We start from the raw sequence: 18,788 nt of genomic DNA on the forward strand, positions 1-18,788 counted from the left end.
GCACTGCGCCGTCCGGGGCCGCCGCCGTTTCCGGGTCCCGTTCCGGCCCGTCGCGCGCGACGCGGTGTCTACACTCCGGTGCCATGCTGCAAACTCCGCGCGGGGCACGTCAGGTGGCCGCCCTCGGCCTGGTGTTCGGCGCCGTCCTGCTGGCGGGCGCGGCCACCGGCGCCTGGGGCGAACCGGGCGGCCCGCCGCCCGGCCCCTCCGCCGACCCCGCCCGGCCCGCCGCCGTCGACGGGCTCCCGGCGGACCCGGCCGGCAGCGCGCTGTCCGAGCAGCAGGCCGAGCACCTGCTGGTGGCCGGCGGCGACCGCTGGGGCGCGTACTACAGCGCGCAGGAGTACGCCGAGTTCAGCCAGGGCCTGGGCGGCCGGTACCTGGGCGTCGGCCTCTCGGTCGGCCGCGGCGAGGACGGCGCCACCGAGGTCTCCCGGGTCGCGCCCGCCGGTCCGGCCGCCGCGGCCGGGATCGCCGCCGGCGACCGGCTGCTGCGGATCGGCGCGGACCAGGCCGACCACCTGCCGGTCACCGAGGTGGTCGCCCGGCTGCGCGGCCGGGGGGACGAGCGCAGAGCCGGCTCCGAGGTCACCGTGGAGGTCCGGCGCGGCGCGGGCGAGGTGCGCGAACTACGGCTGCGGCGCGCGCTGCTGGACAGTCAGCAGGTCACCGCGGAGCACCTGGACAAGGGCGTGCTGCGGATCACCGTACGGGCCTTCACCAGCGGCGTCGCCGACCAGGTGCGCGCCGCGCTGCGCGCCCCGCACACCGGTGTGCTGCTCGATCTGCGCGGCAACTCCGGCGGGTTGGTCGACGAGGCGGCCGGCACCGCCGGGATCTTCCTGGACGGCGGTCCGGTCGGCTCGTACCAGGACCGCGGCGGGACCAGGGAGTTGACCGCCCCGCCCGGCGGCGACCAGCGCACCCCGCTGGTGGTGCTGGTGGACGGCGGCACGATGAGCGCGGCCGAACTGCTGGCCGGCGCCATGCAGGACCGCAGCCGCGCCGTCCTGGTGGGCAGCCGGACCTTCGGCAAGGGCACCGTCCAGCAGCCCAGCCGGCTCGCCGACGGCGCGGTGCTGGAGATGACCGTCGGCCGCTACTACACCCCGGCCGGCCGCTCCCCGGACGGCACCGGCCTCGCCCCCGACGTCCCGGCGGCCACCGGCGAGGACGCCGACGCGCTCGCCCTGCGCGTCCTCGACGGGATCGGCACCCGCGCCTAAAGCAGCTGCCCGACCGGGCCCGGAAGTGCGAGAATGACCGCGCTATGGCAAAGGAAACCGGACACAAGCTGATCGCGCAGAACAAGAAGGCGCGGCACGAGTACACGATCCTCGACACCTACGAGTGCGGCCTCGTACTCACCGGCACCGAGGTCAAGTCGCTCCGTGAAGGGAGGGCCAACCTGGTCGACGGCTACGCGTACATCCAGAACCGCGAGGCGTGGATCGACAACGTCTTCATCCCCGAGTACACCCAGGGGACGTGGACCAACCACTCGGCCCGGCGCAAGCGCAAGCTGCTGCTGCACCGGATGGAGATCCAGAAGATCGAGACCAAGGTCCGCGACGCGGGCCACACCCTGGTCCCGCTCTCGCTGTACTTCAAGGACGGCCGGGTCAAGCTCGAACTCGCGCTCGCCGTCGGCAAGAAGCTGTACGACAAGCGCCAGACGCTGCGCGAGAAGCAGGACACCCGCGAGACCGCCCGCGCGGTGGCGGCCGCCCGACGGCGCCAGGGTTAATCCGCTGGACCCTCGCCCGTCGCCTGCCGTAGTATGGCGTCAGCAACACGGACGGTCACCGTCCGAGCTGTTTCTCAAAAAAACATGGGGATGATCGGTTTCGACAGGGGATGTTGAAACAGGGGAAGCGAGCCGAGGAACGCGGCAATGATCTCGTTAACCACGTGTCGCAAAAAAATAATCGCCAACTCTAAGCGCGATTCCCAGCAGTTCGCTCTCGCTGCCTAATAAGCACCGATAGCGCTTGGGTGTCAGACCGGGGAGTTCCCGACCCGGACCCTGGCATAATCTAGGGAACTCAACCGTCCGCCCGGGCTGCGAGGGCGGATGGGAAATCAAACAGCAGCTGGGCCTGTTGGCGGCTTGTCCGTGTGACTGCCAGGGCCGAGAAAATCACAGCGGACTGCGCTCGGAGAAGCCCTGAATTAACTCCACTGGACCCGGGTTCGATTCCCGGCATCTCCACCACCCCATGTTGCATCGAAGGCCGCCCACCGCTCCGCGGAGGGCGGCCTTCGATTTTTGTACGTTCCGGAGCAGCGCGGTCGGGGGGTCGCGGCGTAGGATCATCCGTCCGCTCGTTTTCCGGAGCGGGATTCCGCCGCAACCACCGAGGCCATGCAGAGCAACACGGACACCAGCCCCACCGCCGACCACGAGACCGTCCGCGCGCGAGAGATCGCCGGTGAGCAGCAACACCTCGACACCGTCTACCACCGGTTGGAGGAGAAGCTCGCCGAGGCCGAGTACATCCTGGAGGACGCCGCCAAGCGGGTCCATGTGGGAACCCCCGGCGCACTCGCCGAGCGCGACGCCCAGGTCTACCGGGCCGGGGCCCACCTCCAGCGTCTCAACAACGAGTTCGAGGACTTCCTCTTCGGCCGGATCGACCTCCAGCGGGCGGACGCCCCGGAGGAGCACGGCATCCCCTCGAACACCCCGCTCGACCCGGCCGACCCGGCCGTCGCCGAGACCCTCCACATCGGCCGCCTCGGTGTCCTGGACGCCGAGTACGGCCCCCTGGTGATCGACTGGCGCGCGCCCGCCGCCGCCCCGTTCTACCGGGCCACCCCGGTCGAGCCCGGCCGGGTGATCCGCCGCCGGGTGATCCGCTCCAAGGGCCGCCGGGTGATCGGCGTCGAGGACGACCTGCTGCGTCCCGACCTCACCCCGACCCTGGGCGGCGAGGAACTGGCCGTGGTCGGCGACGGCGCGCTGATGGCGTCGCTGGGCCGCGCCCGCAGCCACTCGATGCGCGACATCGTCTCCTCGATCCAGAAGGAGCAGGACGAGGTGATCCGGGCGGCCGCCGCGGGCGCCACCCTGGTCACCGGCGGCCCCGGCACCGGCAAGACCGCCGTCGCCCTGCACCGCGCCGCGTACCTGCTCTACCAGGACCGCCGCCGCTACGCCGGGGGCATCCTGGTGGTCTCGCCGACCCCGCTGCTGGTCTCCTACACCGAGGGCGTGCTGCCCTCGCTCGGTGAGGAGGGCCAGGTCGCCATCCGGGCGATCGGCTCGCTGGTGGACGGCGTCGAGGCGGACACCTACGACGCCCCCGAGACGGCCCGGATCAAGGGCTCGGACCGGATGGTGCAGCTGCTGCGCCGGGCCGCCCGCGTGGCGCTGGAGCTGAACGCGCCGCAGGAGCTGAAGGTGGTCGCCCGCGGCGAGGTGCTGAAGCTGGACGCGTCCCGGCTGAAGGCGGTCCGCGGCAACGTGGTGGGCTCCGGCGGCACCCCGTTGAACCTGCTGCGCCCGCGCGCCCGCCGGCTGCTGCTGGACGCGCTGTGGCAGGAGATCGTCAGGACCCTGCCGAGGCCGACCGACCACTACGCCCGGGAGCAGCGCCAGGAGGAGAAGGAGAGCTTCGACGAGTACGTCTCGGACGAGGCGCCGTTCCTGGACTTCCTGGACGCCTGGTGGCCGGCCGTGACCCCGCGCCGGGTGCTCGGCACGCTCAAGCAGCACCGCCACATCAACCGGATCGCCCGCCGGGCCGTCACCCCGGAGGAGGCGAGGCGGCTGGCCGCCTCCTGGCGCCACCTGTCCCCGACGGGCGAGGGCGCGCTGTCCGCGCACGACGTCGCCCTGGTGGACGAGCTCCAGGTGCTGCTCGGCGAGGCGGCCCGTCCGAAGGTCCGCGAGGTGGACGCGATGGACCTGCTGACCGGCCTGGAGGAGGTCACCACCTTCGCCGACCGCAGTACCCGCCGGCGCGACCGCGAGCCGGTGGAGCGCAAGGAGTACGCCCACGTGATCGTGGACGAGGCGCAGGACCTCACCCCGATGCAGTGGCGGATGATCGGCCGCCGCTCCCGGATGGCGACCTGGACCATCGTCGGCGACCCGGCGCAGTCCTCCTGGCCGTTCCCGCAGGAGGCCCAGGCCGCGCTGGACGAGGTGCTGGCCGGAAAGCCGCGGCGGCGCTTCACGCTGACCGTCAACTACCGCAACCCGGCCGAGATCGCCGAGGTCGCGGCCAGGGTGCTGGCGCTGGCCGCCCCGGGCACGCCCTCGCCGACCGCGGTGCGCCACGTCGGTGTGGAGCCGCGCTTCGCGGCCGTCACCGACCCGTCGCCGGAGGCCTTCGGCGCGGCCGCCAAGGCCGAGCTGGAGCGGCTGCTGGCCGAGGTGGACGGCACCGTGGCGATCGTGGTGCCGATGGACCGCCGGGCCGAGGCGGCCGGGTGGGCCGAGGGCCTGGGCGGGCGCGTCGTGGCGCTGGGCAGCCTGGAGGCCAAGGGCCTGGAGTACGACGCGACGGTGGTGGCCGACCCGACCGGCATCGCCGGCGAGTCGGAGGCCGGCCTGCGGGTGCTGTACGTCGCGCTGACCCGCGCGACCCAGCGGCTGACGGTGCTGTCCGGTCCGGACGACCTGCCGGACGCGGCCGGCGTGCCCGCGCTGCTGCACGGCTGACGGTCCCGCGGGGGAACCCGCGGGACCCACGGAAGAAGGCCCCCCACCGCTTGGTGAGGGGCCTTCAGACGTTGACGACACCGACCCGCCATGCTCGCCTCGCGGCAAGTGGTCCCTCGAAGGGACGAAGGTTGGGCCCGGGGGCTTGGATCGAGCCGGTGTCCCGTCCAATGTAACGCATCGGCCCGGAGAGGCAAGGAGTGGACGGGGGGAGGTCGGCGGAGGAAGCCGGGATTGTCGGATCCGCACACTCAATGAACGTTATTTCTGGCTACCCCTTGGAAGGTGCGACGATCGAGGTCTAGCATGCGCAGGCGATGCCTTCAACAAAATGTTGAGCCTGCGGGACAGACGGAAGAAGGAAGCGTCGATGGCGACGGTGCCCAGTGTCTCCAACTCGATCACGGTACGGCTGGAGGTCCCGGCCCGGGGCAACGCCGTCAGTGCGATCACCACGGCCGTGGAGTCCTCCGGCGGATCGGTGACCGGTCTCGACGTCACCGCCTCCGGCCTGGAGGCGCTGCGGATCGACGTCACGGTGGCGGCCTCCTCGGTCGCGCACGGCGAGGAGATCGTCGAGAAGCTGCGCGCGATCGACGGCGTGGCGATCGGCAAGGTCTCGGACCGCACCTTCCTGATGCACCTCGGCGGCAAGATCGAGATGTCCTCCAAGCTGCCGATCCGCAACCGTGACGACCTCAGCATGATCTACACCCCGGGCGTCGCCCGGGTCTGCATGGCGATCGCGGAGAACCCCGAGGACGCCCGTCGCCTCACCATCAAGCGCAACAGCGTCGCCGTGGTCACCGACGGCTCGGCGGTGCTCGGCCTGGGCAACATCGGCCCGGCGGCCGCGCTGCCCGTCATGGAGGGCAAGGCGGCCCTCTTCAAGCGCTTCGCCGGGATCGACGCCTGGCCGCTCTGCCTGGACACCCAGGACACCGACGAGATCGTCGCCATCGTCAAGGCGATCGCCCCGGGCTTCGCGGGGATCAACCTGGAGGACATCTCCGCGCCGCGCTGCTTCGAGATCGAGGCCCGGCTGCGCGAGGCCCTGGACATCCCGGTCTTCCACGACGACCAGCACGGCACCGCGATCGTGGTGCTGGCCGCCCTCACCAACGCGCTGAAGGTGGTCGGCAAGGAGATCGGCGACATCCGGGTGGTGATGTCGGGCGCCGGCGCCGCCGGCACCGCGATCCTCAAGCTGCTGATGGCGGCCGGCGTCTCGCACGCCACCGTGGCGGACGTGCACGGTGTGGTCCACGAGGGCCGTGGGGACCTCAACGACAGCCTGCGCTGGATCGCCGAGCACACCAACCGCTCGGCCCGTACCGGCACCCTCAAGGAGGCCGTGGCGGGCGCCGACGTCTTCATCGGCGTGTCGGCCCCGAACGTCCTGGACGGCGACGACCTGGCCACCATGGCCGACGACGCGATCGTCTTCGCGCTGGCCAACCCGGACCCGGAGGTCGACCCGGCGATCGCCCGGCAGACCGCCGCCGTGGTCGCCACCGGCCGCAGCGACTTCCCGAACCAGATCAACAACGTGCTGGTCTTCCCGGGTGTCTTCCGCGGCCTGCTGGACGCCCAGAGCCGCACGGTCAACACCGAGATGATGATCGCCGCCGCCCGGGCGCTGGCCACCACCGTCGCGGACGACGAGCTGAACGCGAACTACATCATCCCGAGCGTCTTCCACAAGGACGTCGCCAAGACCGTCGCCGCCGCCGTGCGCGACGCGGCCCTGGCGGGCGCCCAGGGGGACCCCGTGCCGTCCCGTCCGACCCCGGGCATCGTCGGCACCCTCGACACCTCCGCCTTCCCCACCGTCAAGCTCTGACGGACCGCCCGGCGGGCAGCTCGCCGATCGCTCAAATGTGCGAATAGTGGTCATACCCGCCGGGCCCGCCCCGAACCCTTGCGACACAAGGGCGAGGGGCGTGTTTGGGCTTGTCAGTCCTAGGGCGTACGGTAGCCCTGCACGGGGCAGGCGTGTCCGACAAGTACGGAACGTCCCCCTGGTTCTCCGGCGAGTCGTCCCGACCGCCGCCCGCGCCCGGTCCGCCGGAGCCGACGGAGCGTCACACCTCCAACGGGCGGGCGATGTTCGGGTGGCCCGGCCGGAGCCCGATTGGCTTTCTCGGGGCCGGTCGGGGCAGGATTCGTATCCAGGCAGGCGGGCGGGCCTTTCGTAGGCTCCGGCGCGCGGCATCGGGTGCGGACCCGGCCTGCGACCACGCAATGCCTGCACGAGCACAGTGTGCGGACCTGCGGCCCATCCGGGTGCCCCCCGGTGGGAGTACCGATGGGCCCCCGTACACCGCAAGCGAACAGACCACAGGAGTACACATGAACCGCAGTGAGCTGGTGGCCGCGCTGTCCGAGCGCGCCGAGGTGACCCGCAAGGACGCCGACGCCGTTCTGGCCGCCTTCGCCGAGATCGTCGGCGAGGTCGTCGCCAAGGGCGACGAGAAGGTCACCATCCCCGGTTTCCTGACCTTCGAGCGCACCCACCGTGCCGCCCGCACCGCCCGCAACCCGCAGACCGGCGAGCCGATCCAGATCGCCGCGGGCTACAGCGCCAAGGTGAGCGCCGGCTCGAAGCTGAAGGAAGCCGCCAAGGGCGCTGCCTGAGCCACCCCTTGAACGCCCGAGAGGCCGGGCTCCCCGTGAGGGGGGCCCGGCCTCTCGCCGTTCCGCGGGGTCCTACGCGTCGACCAGCTGCTCGCTGGGCAGCTCGACGTGGGCGCCCAGGTCGCGCAGCTTCTCCATGAAGTTCTCGTAGCCGCGGTTGATCAGGTCGATGCCGTGCACGGTCGAGGTGCCCTCGGCCGCCAGCGCCGCGATCAGGTACGAGAAGCCGCCGCGCAGGTCCGGGATGACCAGCTCGGCGCCCATCAGCTTGGACGGGCCGGAGACGACCGCGGAGTGCAGGAAGTTGCGGGCCCCGAAGCGGCACGGGGTGCCGCCCAGGCACTCGCGGTAGAGCTGGATGTGCGCGCCCATCTGGTTGAGCGCGCCGGTGAAGCCGAGCCGCGACTCGTACACCGTCTCGTGGACGATGGACAGGCCGGTGGCCTGGGTCAGCGCGACCACCAGCGGCTGCTGCCAGTCGGTCTGGAAGCCCGGGTGCACGTCGGTCTCCAGGGCGATCGCCTTGAGCTCGCCGCCCGGGTGCCAGAAGCGGATGCCCTCGTCCTCCACCTCGAAGGCGCCACCGACCTTGCGGAAGGTGTTGAGGAAGGTCATCATCTCCAGCTGGCGGGCGCCGCGGACGTAGATGTCGCCCTTGGTGGCGAGCGCCGCGCAGGCCCAGGACGCGGCCTCCAGCCGGTCCGGCAGCGCGCGGTGGGTGTAGCCGCCGAGCTCGTCCACACCGGTGATCAGGATGGTCCGGTCGGTGCCCAGCGTGATGATCGCGCCCATCTTCTGGAGGACGCAGATCAGGTCCACGATCTCCGGCTCGATGGCCGCGTTGCGCAGCTCGGTGACGCCCTCGGCGAGCACCGCCGTGAGCAGCACCTGCTCGGTCGCGCCGACCGAGGGGTAGGGCAGCTCGATCTTGGTGCCGCGCAGGCGCTGCGCGGCGACCAGGTAGGTGCCCTGCGGGTGCTTCTCGATGGTGGCGCCGAACTGGCGCAGCACCTCGAAGTGGAAGTCGACCGGCCGGCCGCCGATGTCGCAGCCGCCCAGGCCCGGAATGAAGGCGTGGCCGAGGCGGTGCAGCAGCGGGCCGCAGAACAGGATCGGGATCCGCGACGAGCCCGCGTGCGCGTCGATGTCGGCGACGTTGGCGCTCTCGACGTGCGAGGGGTCGAGGATCAGCTCGCCGTCCTCGTCGCCGGTGCGCACGGTCACGCCGTGCAGCTGCAGCAGGCCGCGAACGACCTTGACGTCGCGGATGTCCGGGACGTTGCGCAGTCTGCTGGGGCCCTGGCCGAGGAGGGCGGCGACCATGGCCTTGGGGACCAGGTTCTTCGCTCCGCGGACGCGGATCTCGCCTTCGAGGGGGTTTCCGCCGTGGACCAGCAGTACGTCGTCGGTCATCGTTCTCGCAATCCGGGGTGCCAGAGGAGTCGGGGGGAGGTGGGCTCCGGGAGAGAGCCGGTGGTGGACCGGTCGTACGGGCGCGTTCGGGCCCCCGGCGAAACCGAGTCGGCACCGCATAAGGCGTCCACCAGACGTAGATGGTAGTAGGCGTGCCGTCGGTTCCCGTGAGCCTCTCCCGTGATGGTGCTCTCTCGGGGGGTGCCGGCGCCCGCCGGTGGGGCCGTACGGGTGTTCGTCCGGCGTGGCGGGGTTTCGGGCGTTGCGGTGTCCGAGCGGTGCCGTTCTGCGGGATCATGTGAGGCATGACGGCGGCCCATTCGCACGGAGGCCGGTCCCAGACCGGCCGTCTGCTCGTCGCGACGCCCCTGCTCACCGACCCGAACTTCGCGCGGGCGGTGGTGCTGCTCCTCGACCACGACGCCGAGGGGGCGCTCGGTGTGGTCCTCAACCGGCCGACGCCGGTCGAGGTGGGCAGCGTACTGGACGGCTGGGGCAGACTCGTCGGCCGCCCGGCCGTGGTGTTCCAGGGCGGGCCGGTCGCGCTGGACTCGGCGCTCGGCCTCGCGGTGGCGCCGGGGGAGCCCGGCACCGGCGAGCCGCTGGGCTGGCGGCGGGTGCACGGCGCGATCGGCCTGGTGGACCTGGAGGCGCCGCCCGAGGTGCTGGCCGGCGAGCTGGGCAGCCTGCGGATCTTCGCCGGGTACGCCGGCTGGGCGCCCGGGCAGCTGGAGGCGGAGCTGGAGAGCGGCGCCTGGTACCTCGTGGACTGCGAGCCCGGGGACGTCTCCAGCCCCGAGCCGGAGCGGCTGTGGCGCTCGGTGCTGCGCCGCCAGCGCGGTCCGCTCGCCCTGCTGGCGACCTACCCGGACGACCCGACGATGAACTGAGCGGCGGTCCCGCAGCGCGACACTGGCCCGGTTTCCCGGGGCGCCCATAGACTTGGCACCCATGAGCACTCTTGAGCCCGAGCGCGGCCTCGGCACCGGCACCCTGGTCGAGCCCGTCCCGCAGGTGTCCCACGGGGACGGCGACCACGAGCGCTTCGCGCACTACGTCCAGAAGGACAAGATCATGGAGAGCGCGCTCTCCGGGTCCCCCGTGGTGGCGCTCTGCGGCAAGGTGTGGGTCCCGGGCCGCGACCCGAAGAAGTACCCGGTCTGCCCGATGTGCAAGGAGATCTACGACGGCATCGGCAAGCCGCAGGACGGCGACGGCGACAAGAAGTAGTCCGCCGGCGGGAGGTCCGCCGGGTGCACGGCGCCGTTTTGCATAGCACCGCGTTCCCGGGGTGGTCTATGCCAATCGTTCCGGGCGTGGGCAGGATGTCGGAATGGACCTCATTCCCGCACCTTCGAGTGCCGTCCGCCACCCGGACGGGGACTTCCCGCTCGACGCCGCCACCACGCTGACCGCACCGCCCGCGCTGGCCGATGCCGAGCGCTGGCTGCGCGCCACGCTGTCCGCCGCCACCGGGCTGCCGTTCGGTCCGGGCGGTCCGGGCGGTCCGGGCGCGGGCATCGAACTGGTCCAGGACGAGGCGCTCGCCGCCGAGGCGTACCGGATCACGGTGCGCCCCGGCCACGCCCTGCTCGCCGCGGGCGGCCCGGCCGGCGCGCTGTGGGGCGCCCAGACCCTGCGGCAGCTGCTCGGCCCGGACGCCTACCGGCGCTCGCCGCTGCGCCACGAGGGCTGGGTGCTGCCCGGCGCCGACATCGAGGACGCCCCCCGGTTCGGCTGGCGCGGCGTGCTGCTCGACGTCGCCCGGCACTTCCTGCCGAAGTCGGACGTGCTGCGCTTCGTCGACCTGCTGGCCGCGCACAAGCTCAACGTGCTGCACCTGCACCTGACCGACGACCAGGGCTGGCGGGTGGAGATCAAGCGCTACCCGAAGCTGACCGAGCAGGGCTCCTGGCGGGACCGCTCGATGGTCGGCTACCGGTCCGGGCAGCGCCGCGACGACCGCCCGCACGGCGGCTACTACACCCAGGACGACCTGCGCGAGATCGTCGCCTACGCGGCCGCGCGCGGGGTGACCGTCGTCCCCGAGGTCGACCTGCCCGGCCACACCCAGGCCGCCCTCGCCGCCTACCCCGAGCTGGGCAACACCGACGTGGTGGACACCGCCGCGCTCGGCGTCTGGACGGACTGGGGGGTGAGCCACCACGTGCTCAACGCCTCCGAGGAGACCCTGCGCTTCTTCGAGGGGGTCCTGGAGGAGGTCCTGGAGCTCTTCCCGTCCGAGTTCATCCACCTCGGCGGCGACGAGTGCCCCAAGGAGCAGTGGAAGGACAGCGCCGCCGCCCAGGCCCGGATACGCGAGCTGGGCCTGGCCAACGAGGACGAGCTGCAGAGCCACCTCATCCGGCACTTCGACCGCTGGCTGGCCCGGCGCGGCCGTCGGCTGATCGGCTGGGACGAGATCCTGGAGGGGGGCCTGGCCCCCGGCGCCGCCGTTTCGTCGTGGCGCGGCTTCGGCGGCGGGATCGCCGCCGCGAAGGCCGGGCACGACGTGGTGATGTGCCCCGAGCAGCACGTCTACTTCGACCACCGGCAGGCGGACGGGCCGGACGAGCCGATCCCGGTCGGCTTCGTGCGCACGCTGGAGGACGTCTACCGCTTCGAGCCGGTGCCGGCGCAGCTGGACGAGGCCGCCGCGCGGCGGGTGATCGGCACCCAGGCCAACCTGTGGAGCGAGTTCATGGACAGCGCCCGGGACATCGACTACCGGGCCTTCCCCCGGCTGGTCGCCTTCGCCGAGGTCGCCTGGTCCGCGCTGCCCGCCGCCCCGGCCGACCGCGACTTCGCGGGCTTCGAGCAGCGGCTGGCGGCCCATCTGAAGGTGCTGGACGCGCTGGGCGTCGAGTACCGCCCGGCCGACGGGCCGCACCCCTGGCAGCGGCGGCCCGGTGTGGCCGGCCGGCCGATCGAGGGCCCGCCGCCGGTCCGCTAGGCCCGCCCCGGCCTGCCCCGGGTCCGCCCCCGGCCTGCCCTCGGGTGGGCCCGGGCGGGCTCCGGTCCGGCCGGTCGGGAACTTCTGAGTGGTCATCCGACGTCAAGAACAAATGAACATCTGCCCTGGCCCGGACCGGGTCCGGGCAGATACCGCCCGGTATCCGTCCCAATCGGGCAGTCCCGTTCGCCGGTCCCGAAATGATCATCGAGCATTGTGTGCCAGAGTTGCCCAACCCGGCCCGATCGCCCGTACCCTACGGGCCAGGCCGGGCTGCTGACGCGGACACCTCGGCCGTGGGCCGCGGGCGGCAGGCGATCGATGAGCAAGTGGAGCACGGTGGGACCCAGGTGAACCGGACGATCATGCTGCCGGCCTCGCTCGACGAGGCCGTCGACGCGCTGGCCGCCGCCCCGGCCGCGGTACCGGTGGCCGGGGCCACCGACCTCATGGAAGCCGTCAACGCCGGACGGCTGCGGCCCGCCGCCCTGGTCGGACTCGGCCGGATCACCGAACTGCGCGGCTGGCGCTACGAGGACGGCGGCACCGCCGTGCTCGGCGCCGGACTCACCCACGCCCGGATGGACCGCCCCGACTTCGCCGCGCTCATCCCCGCACTCGCCGACGCCGCCCGCACCGCAGGCCCGCCGCAGGTCCGCAACGTCGGCACCCTCGGCGGCAACATCGTCACGGCCGCCCCCGCCGGCGACACCCTCCCGGTGCTCGCCGCCCTGGAGGCCAGCGTCACCCTCGCCCGGGCCGGCGCCACCCGCGAGGTGCCGGTCAGTCACCTGCTCACCGGCCTCGACCCGGTGCGCCCCGGCGAACTGCTCACCTGGGTGCGCGTGCCGCTGCTGCACGCCCCCCAGGTCTTCCTCAAGGCCACCGGCCGCAGCGGCCCGGCCCGCGCCACCGCCTCCGTCGCCCTCGTCCTCGACCCCGCCCGGCGCTCGGTGCGCTGCGCCGTCGGGGCCGTCGCCCCCGTGCCGCTGCGACCGCTGGAGGCCGAGGCCTGGGTGGCCGGCTGCATCGACTGGGACGGCAGCCGGGAGATCGACCCGGCCGCGACCGCCGCCTTCGGCGAGTACGTGGCCACCGCCTGCGTCCCCGACAACTACGGCGCCGAGGGCGCCTGGGAGGCCGCGACCGAGGGGCCGACCGCGGCCGCCGTCCGGTTGCGGCGTACCGTAGCGGTGCTGGCCCGACGGGCACTGGGAAGGGCGCTGAAGTGACCACAGACCCCATCGAGACCCTCGACGCCGACCCGCTCGGCCTCTCCCCGCAGGTCAGCCGCGAGCTTCGCCCGTGCGCCTCCTACACGCTGCGGGTCAACGGTTTCGAACGGCCCGTCACCGACGCCTGGATCGGCGAGAGCCTGCTCTACGTGCTGCGCGAGCGGCTCGGCCTGGCCGGTGCCAAGGACGGCTGCGAGCAGGGCGAGTGCGGGGCCTGCTCGGTGCAGGTGGACGGCCAACTGGTGGCCGGCTGCCTGGTGCCCGCCGCACTGGCCGCCGACAGCGAGATCAACACCGTCGAGGGCCTGTCGGCCGCCGGCGGCGCGAGCGACGTCCAGCAGGCACTGGCCTCCTCCGGCGCCGTGCAGTGCGGCTACTGCACCCCCGGCATGGCGATGGCCGTGCACGACCTGCTCCAGCGCAACCACCGGCCCACCGAGGTCGAGGCCCGGCAGGCGCTCTGCGGCAACCTCTGCCGCTGCACCGGCTACCGGGGCGTCCTGGCCGCCGTCCAGACCGTCGCGGACGCCCGCGCGCTGGAGGCCGAGGAGGCGGAGGAGGCCGCCGCCGCGCAGGCCGCCACCGCACCGGCCGCCGAGCCGGCGGGCGGGGCCGCGGCCGAACCGGTCGCCGCCGGGCAGCCCGGCCCGGCCGCCGACGCCGGGTCCGCCGTCGAGCCGCCGGTCTACACCGACGCCGACGCCTGGATCGAGCACGTCCCGCAGCAGTCCGTTCCCCAGCAGCCCGTTCCGCAGCACGCGGCGCACCAGGGGGTGCCGCAGCCGGCGCAGCAGCACCCCGTCGGGCAGCACGCCCCGGCCGGGACGCCCTACGGTGACCCCGCGGGCGGCTACGACAGCGGCGTGTACGACACCACCGTGCTCGCCCCGGTCCAGGCAGGCATCCCCGCCCAGGCCGCCGACGACCAGGTGTACTACCCGCCGCAGGGCTACCCCGAGCAGCCGTACCAGGGCACCCCCGCCCACGGCACGTACCCGCCCTACCAGGACGGCCACCAGCAGCAGACCGGCTACGACACCGGGTACGACGCCCCGGTCTACGAGCCCACCCCCGCGCACGGCACCCCGGTGCCCGGCGCCGCCTTCGACGGCACGCCGCCGCACGGCACCCCGTACGCGGCCCCGGCCGAGGGCGGCGCCCAGGCCGGTGTCCCGTACGGTGCCACCCCCGCCCACGGCATCCGGCTCCCCGAGGACGACCACGCATCATGACGTCGCCTACCGACATCGGCGCAGCACTCCAGCAGGACGGCGGCGAGGGCGGCGCACCGGAGCCGTTCGGCCTGGGCAGCTCCCCGCTGCGCAGCGACGCGCTGCCCAAGGCGCTCGGCATCTACCCCTACGCGGCCGACCTGTGGGCCGAGGGGCTGCTGTGGGGCGCGCTGCTGCGCTCGCCGCACCCGCACGCCCGGATCCGCGGCATCGACACCTCGGCCGCGCTCGCGCTGCCCGGCGTGCACGCCGTGGTGACGGCCGCCGACCTGCCGCCCGGCCCGGACGGCACCCCCGACGGCGCCCCGGCCGGCCCGGTCGTCGCCGACCGGCCGGTACTGGCCGCGGACGTGGTGCGCCACCACGGCGAGCCGATCGCGGCGGTGGCCGCCGACCACCCGGACACCGCCCGGCTGGCGGTCGGTCTGATCACGGTCGACTACGAGCCGTTGGAGGCCGTGACCGACCCCGAGCAGGCCTTCACCGCGCCGGCGCTGCACCCGGACGGCAACCTGTTCCGCCACCTGCCGCTGCGCACGGGGGACCCGGACGCGGTCGGCGAGATCGTCGTCGAGGGCCTCTACCAGGTCGGCCGGCAGGACCCGGCCCCGCTCGGCGCCGAGGCCGGGCTGGCCGTGCCGCGCCCGGACGGCGGCGTCGAGCTGCACCTGTCCTCCACCGACCCGCACGGCGACCGCGACCGCACCGCCGGGTGCCTCGGCCTGGAGCCCGACCGGGTCCGGCTGGTGGCCACCGGCGTGCCCGGCGCCACCACCGACCGGGAGGACCTCGCCTTCCAGGTCACGCTGGCGCTGCTGGCGCTGCGCACCGGCCGCCCGGTGAAGATGACCCTCACCCGCGAGGAGTCCTTCCACACCCACACCTCGCGCCACCCCGCGCTCCTGCGCTACCGCCACCACGCCGACGCCGAGGGCACGCTGGTGAAGGTCGAGGCGCAGATCCTGCTGGACGGCGGCGCCTACGCGGACGTCTCCGCCGAGGCGCTGGCCGCCGCGACGGCGTTCTCGGCCGGCCCGTACGTCTGCCCCAACGTCTTCGTGGACGCCTGGGCGGTGCGCACCAACAACCCGCCGGCCGGGCGGATGCGCGGCGAGGGCGCGCTCCAGGCCTGCTTCGCGTACGAGTCGCAGCTCGACCAGCTGGCCGCCCGGGTGGGCGTGGACCCGGTGGAGATCCGCCGCCGCAACGCGATGTCCACCGGTGACCCGCTGCCCACCGGACAGGCCGTGACCTGCCCGGCGCCGGTGCGCGCGCTGCTGGACGCCGTCGCGGACGAGCCGCTGCCGGCCCTGCCGGTGGACGACCCGGACGCCGAGTGGCTGCTGCCCGGCGGGCCCGGCGGAGCGGGCGACCCGGCGGCGGTGCGGCGCGGCATCGGCTACGCCGTCGGCATGGTGCACATGCTGGGCGCCGAGGGCGAGGACGAGGTGTCCACCGCGACGGTGCGGGTCAGCGGCGACCACGCCACGGTGATCTGCGCGGCCGTCGACGCCGGGCAGGGCTTCGCCACGCTGGCCCGGCAGATCGTGCAGACCGTGCTGGGCGTCAGCGAGGTCTACATCGCGCCGGCCGACAGCGACCAGTCGATCGCCGGGCCGTCCGCCCGGGGCCGGCACACCTGGGTCTCCGGCGGCGCCGTCGAGCGGGCCGCGCTGATGGTCCGCCACCAGCTGCTGCAGCCGATCGCGGCGAACTTCGGGATGTCGGCGGAGCTGCTGCAGATCGCCGACGGCAAGATCACCTCGTACGACGGGGTGCTCGGGATGCCGGTCGCCGAGGCGCTGGAGGGCAAGGAGCTGTGGGCCACCGCGCAGTGCCGCCCGCACCCCACCGAGCCGCTGGACGAGTCCGGGCACGGGGACGCCTTCGTCTCCATCTCGTTCTGCGCGATGCGCGCGGTGGTGGACGTGGACATCGAGCTGGGCGCCGTGCGGGTGGTCGAGATGACGGTGGCGCAGGACGTCGGCCGGGCGCTGAACCCGCGGCAGATCGAGGACCGGATCGAGGCCGGGGTGGCCCAGGGCGTCGGGCTGGCCCTGCTGGAGGACCTGCGCACCGAAGGCGGTGTGCTGCAGAACCCCTCGCTCACCGGCTACCGGCTGCCCACCGCGCTGGACACCCCCGAGGTGCGGATCGCCGCGCTGCTGGAGGAGCGCGACGTGGTCGCCCCGTTCGGCGCCAAGGCGGTCGGCGCCGTCCCCGCGGTGGTCGCCCCGGCGGCCGTCGCGGCGGCCGTCCGCGCCGCCACCGGGCTGCCGGTGGGCCGGCTGCCGATCCGGCCGGAGGACGCCATCACGGCCTGACCGGGCCTGACCGGGCCCGCCGCGGAAATCCGTGGAGGGCCCGGGAAAGCCCCCGGAGGGCGCCCGGAAGGCCCTCGGAAGGCTTCCGGAGGGCCTCCGGAAAACGACGGAAAGGAATTGCCGGTCGACTTCGCGAGTCGACCGGCAATTCCATTTCTCCGAGGCCGTGGCGGGAATTGAACCCGCGTGCACCGCTTTGCAGACGGTTCCCTGGGCCACTCGGGCACACGGCCAGTGAATTCATGGTGGCGGATCCGGGGGAGCCGGGTCAATGACGTTTTGTAAATTCTGTATGGCAATGTGTGCTACCGTCGAAGAACGGTGACGGCATTTCCGCCACCCCGGACGAGCGCGTCGTACCCGGTGACGACAAGACGGCGCAGTTCAGCGGCAATCCGGCCGCTGTGGACTGCGGAGGTACCACCGTCATGGCCTGGCTCGTTCTGATCGTCTCGGGTCTCCTGGAGACCGTCTGGGCGGTCGCCCTGGAATCGTCCAAGGGCTTCTCCCGCCTCGTTCCCAGCGTCGTCTTCGGCGTCGCCCTGCTGTTCAGCATGGGCGGTCTGGCGTACGCGATGCGCACCATCCCGATCGGCACCGGCTACGCGGTCTGGGTCGGCATCGGCGCGGTCGGCACCGCGGTCTACGGCATGGCCGTACTGGGGGACGCGGTGACGATGGCCCGGATCGGCTGCCTGCTGCTGATCGTCTCCGGCGTGGTGGGCCTCAAGGTGCTGCACTGACCCCGTCCCCGCCGCCGGGTCCGACCCCGTCGCAGGCCCCGCCACCGGCCTCGTCGCCGGCCGCGTCCCAGGTCCGGAGACCCAGTCGATCACCGACCCCGGTCAGGGGTCATCGGGGCGGACGGCTCTTACGATGTTACGTATGACCACTGCCTCCCCCACCTCGGTCGACCCGGTTCCGATACCCCTCGACGACGACCCCGGCGGCGGGGTGCTCAGCGGCCGCTACCGCGCGTTGACGCTCGGCATCGTCTCGGTGGTCCTGGTGATCGCCTTCGAGGCGACGGCCGTCAACACCGCGATGCCGACGGCGGCCCGCCAGCTGGACGGCCTGGGCCTGTACGCCTTCGCCTTCTCCGGCTACTTCACCACCACGCTGTTCGCCCTGGTCGTCTCCGGCCAGTGGTGCGACCGGCGCGGCCCGCTGCGACCGCTGTTCACCGGCATCGCGGTGTTCGGCGTCGGCCTGCTGGTGGCCGGGACGGCGCCCGGGATGTGGGTGTTCGTGGCCGGCCGGGCGATCCAGGGCCTCGGCGGCGGACTGGTGATCGTCGCGCTGTACGTGGTGGTCGGCCGGGCGTATCCGGAGCGGTTGCGGCCGGCGGTGTTCGCGGCGTTCTCCTCGGCCTGGGTGCTGCCCTCGATCGTCGGCCCGCTGGTCGCCGGGGCGGTCACCCAGCACCTCGGCTGGCGCTGGGTGTTCCTGGCCGTGCCGGTGCTGATCCTGCTGCCGCTGGCCGTGATGGGCCCGGCACTGGCCCGATCCGAGCGTGAGCACCCGGCGCCCAGGAGTGCGGACTTCGACCGCCGGCGCACCCTGCTGGCCGCGATGGCGGCCCTCGGCGCCGGCCTGCTCCAGTACGCCGGTCAGCGCCTGGACCTGATCGGCCTGCTCCCCGGCGCGGCCGGGGCGGCGCTGCTGCTGCCGGCCGTCCTGGGGCTGCTGCCGAAGGGGACGCTGCGGGCGGGGCGCGGGCTGCCGACGGTGATCCTGCTGCGCGGGGTGGCGGCGGGGGCGTTCTTCTCCGCCGAGGTGTTCATCCCGCTGATGATGACCAGCCAGCGGGGCCTCTCGCCGACGCTGGCGGGGCTCACCCTGACCAGCGGCGGGCTCACCTGGGCGCTGGGCTCGTGGCTGCAGGGGCGGCCGGGGGCCGAGCGCTACCGGGGGGCGATGATCCGGGGCGGCTTCGTGCTGACCGCGGTGGCGATCGCGGGCGCCGCGCTCGTGCTGGTCCCGGCGGTGCCGGTCTGGGTGGCCGCGGCGGCCTGGGGCGTCGGCGGCATCGGGATGGGCCTGGCGATCGCCAGCGTCAGCGTGCTGATGATGAACCTCTCCGGGCCGCAGGACGCCGGCGCCAACTCGGCCGCGCTCCAGGTGAGCGACGCGCTGGGCAACGTGCTGCTCACCGGCCTGGCCGGGGTGCTGTTCGCGGCGCTCGGCGGCGGCGCGGTGGCCGCCGCCCACACGGGCGAAGGCGCCGGTTCGCCCGGCGCCTTCGCGGTGGTCTTCCTGGTCAGTACCGGGGTGGCCCTGCTGGGGGCGCTGCTCGCCGGCCGGGTCCGCGGCAGGGCCTGACGG

General features: G+C 73.5%; 14 protein-coding genes, 1 tRNA gene, 1 other RNA gene and 1 riboswitch. Of the genes, 14 read left to right on the forward strand and 2 right to left on the reverse strand.

The window, feature by feature from the left end; all coding sequences use genetic code 11:
- Nucleotides 1–83: 83 nt before the first annotated feature.
- The 6 genes from ACFQ6N_RS27935 (at nt 84) to ACFQ6N_RS27960 (ending at nt 7,306) form a co-directional block, all read left to right on the forward strand.
- Complete coding sequence (locus tag ACFQ6N_RS27935; RefSeq protein WP_380654614.1) at nt 84–1,226, forward strand: S41 family peptidase; 1,143 nt, start codon at nt 84–86, stop codon at nt 1,224–1,226.
- Between the two features lie 44 nt (nt 1,227–1,270).
- Nucleotides 1,271–1,747, forward strand: coding sequence for an SsrA-binding protein SmpB (gene smpB / locus ACFQ6N_RS27940; RefSeq protein ID WP_380654617.1), 477 nt, complete (start codon nt 1,271–1,273; stop codon nt 1,745–1,747).
- 86 nt (nt 1,748–1,833) lie between these two features.
- Nucleotides 1,834–2,215: a transfer-messenger RNA gene (gene ssrA, locus ACFQ6N_RS27945) on the forward strand.
- 150 nt (nt 2,216–2,365) lie between these two features.
- Nucleotides 2,366–4,669, forward strand: a complete 2,304-nt coding sequence (locus ACFQ6N_RS27950; protein WP_380654619.1) for a HelD family protein — start codon at nt 2,366–2,368, stop codon at nt 4,667–4,669.
- Nucleotides 4,670–5,039: 370 nt separating this feature from the next.
- Nucleotides 5,040–6,512, forward strand: coding sequence for an NAD-dependent malic enzyme (locus tag ACFQ6N_RS27955; RefSeq protein ID WP_380654622.1), 1,473 nt, complete (start codon nt 5,040–5,042; stop codon nt 6,510–6,512).
- Between the two features lie 509 nt (nt 6,513–7,021).
- Complete coding sequence (locus tag ACFQ6N_RS27960; RefSeq protein WP_030242980.1) at nt 7,022–7,306, forward strand: HU family DNA-binding protein; 285 nt, start codon at nt 7,022–7,024, stop codon at nt 7,304–7,306.
- Nucleotides 7,307–7,378: 72 nt separating this feature from the next.
- On the opposite strand, the gene murA is transcribed toward ACFQ6N_RS27960, so the two are convergent.
- Nucleotides 7,379–8,719: a UDP-N-acetylglucosamine 1-carboxyvinyltransferase gene (murA, locus tag ACFQ6N_RS27965; RefSeq protein ID WP_380654625.1), complete on the reverse strand. Its 1,341-nt coding sequence runs from the start codon at nt 8,717–8,719 to the stop codon at nt 7,379–7,381.
- Between the two features lie 305 nt (nt 8,720–9,024).
- On the opposite strand from murA, the gene ACFQ6N_RS27970 reads away from it, so the two are divergent.
- From ACFQ6N_RS27970 to ACFQ6N_RS27995, 6 genes are all read left to right on the forward strand, one after another.
- Entirely contained in the window at nt 9,025–9,609 is a 585-nt protein-coding gene (locus ACFQ6N_RS27970; protein WP_380654627.1) for a YqgE/AlgH family protein, read from the forward strand.
- 61 nt (nt 9,610–9,670) lie between these two features.
- Entirely contained in the window at nt 9,671–9,949 is a 279-nt protein-coding gene (locus ACFQ6N_RS27975; protein ID WP_360253463.1) for a DUF3039 domain-containing protein, read from the forward strand.
- A 103-nt stretch (nt 9,950–10,052) separates the two neighbouring features.
- Entirely contained in the window at nt 10,053–11,672 is a 1,620-nt protein-coding gene (locus tag ACFQ6N_RS27980) for a beta-N-acetylhexosaminidase (protein ID WP_380654629.1), read from the forward strand.
- Nucleotides 11,673–12,037: 365 nt separating this feature from the next.
- Nucleotides 12,038–12,904 (forward strand): FAD binding domain-containing protein, encoded by an 867-nt coding sequence (locus tag ACFQ6N_RS27985; RefSeq protein ID WP_380654733.1) that lies wholly within the window; start codon nt 12,038–12,040, stop codon nt 12,902–12,904.
- A complete protein-coding gene (locus ACFQ6N_RS27990; protein ID WP_380654632.1) occupies nt 12,901–14,139 on the forward strand; it encodes a 2Fe-2S iron-sulfur cluster-binding protein in 1,239 nt (412 codons plus the stop codon). The genes ACFQ6N_RS27985 and ACFQ6N_RS27990 overlap by 4 nt, the downstream gene beginning before the upstream one ends.
- Nucleotides 14,136–16,463, forward strand: coding sequence for a xanthine dehydrogenase family protein molybdopterin-binding subunit (locus ACFQ6N_RS27995; RefSeq protein ID WP_380654634.1), 2,328 nt, complete (start codon nt 14,136–14,138; stop codon nt 16,461–16,463). Before ACFQ6N_RS27990 ends, ACFQ6N_RS27995 begins: the two co-directional genes overlap by 4 nt.
- A gap of 161 nt (nt 16,464–16,624) precedes the next feature.
- Here the strand turns inward: ACFQ6N_RS27995 and ACFQ6N_RS28000 are convergent.
- A tRNA-Cys gene (locus ACFQ6N_RS28000) sits at nt 16,625–16,696 on the reverse strand.
- Nucleotides 16,697–16,781: 85 nt separating this feature from the next.
- Nucleotides 16,782–16,847, forward strand: a riboswitch (guanidine-III (ykkC-III) riboswitch).
- Between the two features lie 44 nt (nt 16,848–16,891).
- Here ACFQ6N_RS28000 and ACFQ6N_RS28005 point away from each other — a divergent pair.
- Nucleotides 16,892–17,206, forward strand: coding sequence for a DMT family transporter (locus ACFQ6N_RS28005; RefSeq protein WP_380654637.1), 315 nt, complete (start codon nt 16,892–16,894; stop codon nt 17,204–17,206).
- Between the two features lie 142 nt (nt 17,207–17,348).
- Nucleotides 17,349–18,785: an MFS transporter gene (locus ACFQ6N_RS28010; protein ID WP_380654640.1), complete on the forward strand. Its 1,437-nt coding sequence runs from the start codon at nt 17,349–17,351 to the stop codon at nt 18,783–18,785.
- The last annotated feature ends 3 nt before the right edge of the window (nt 18,786–18,788 follow it).

Source organism: Kitasatospora sp. NPDC056446, from assembly GCF_042796115.1.
Lineage (GTDB): Bacteria > Actinomycetota > Actinomycetes > Streptomycetales > Streptomycetaceae > Kitasatospora.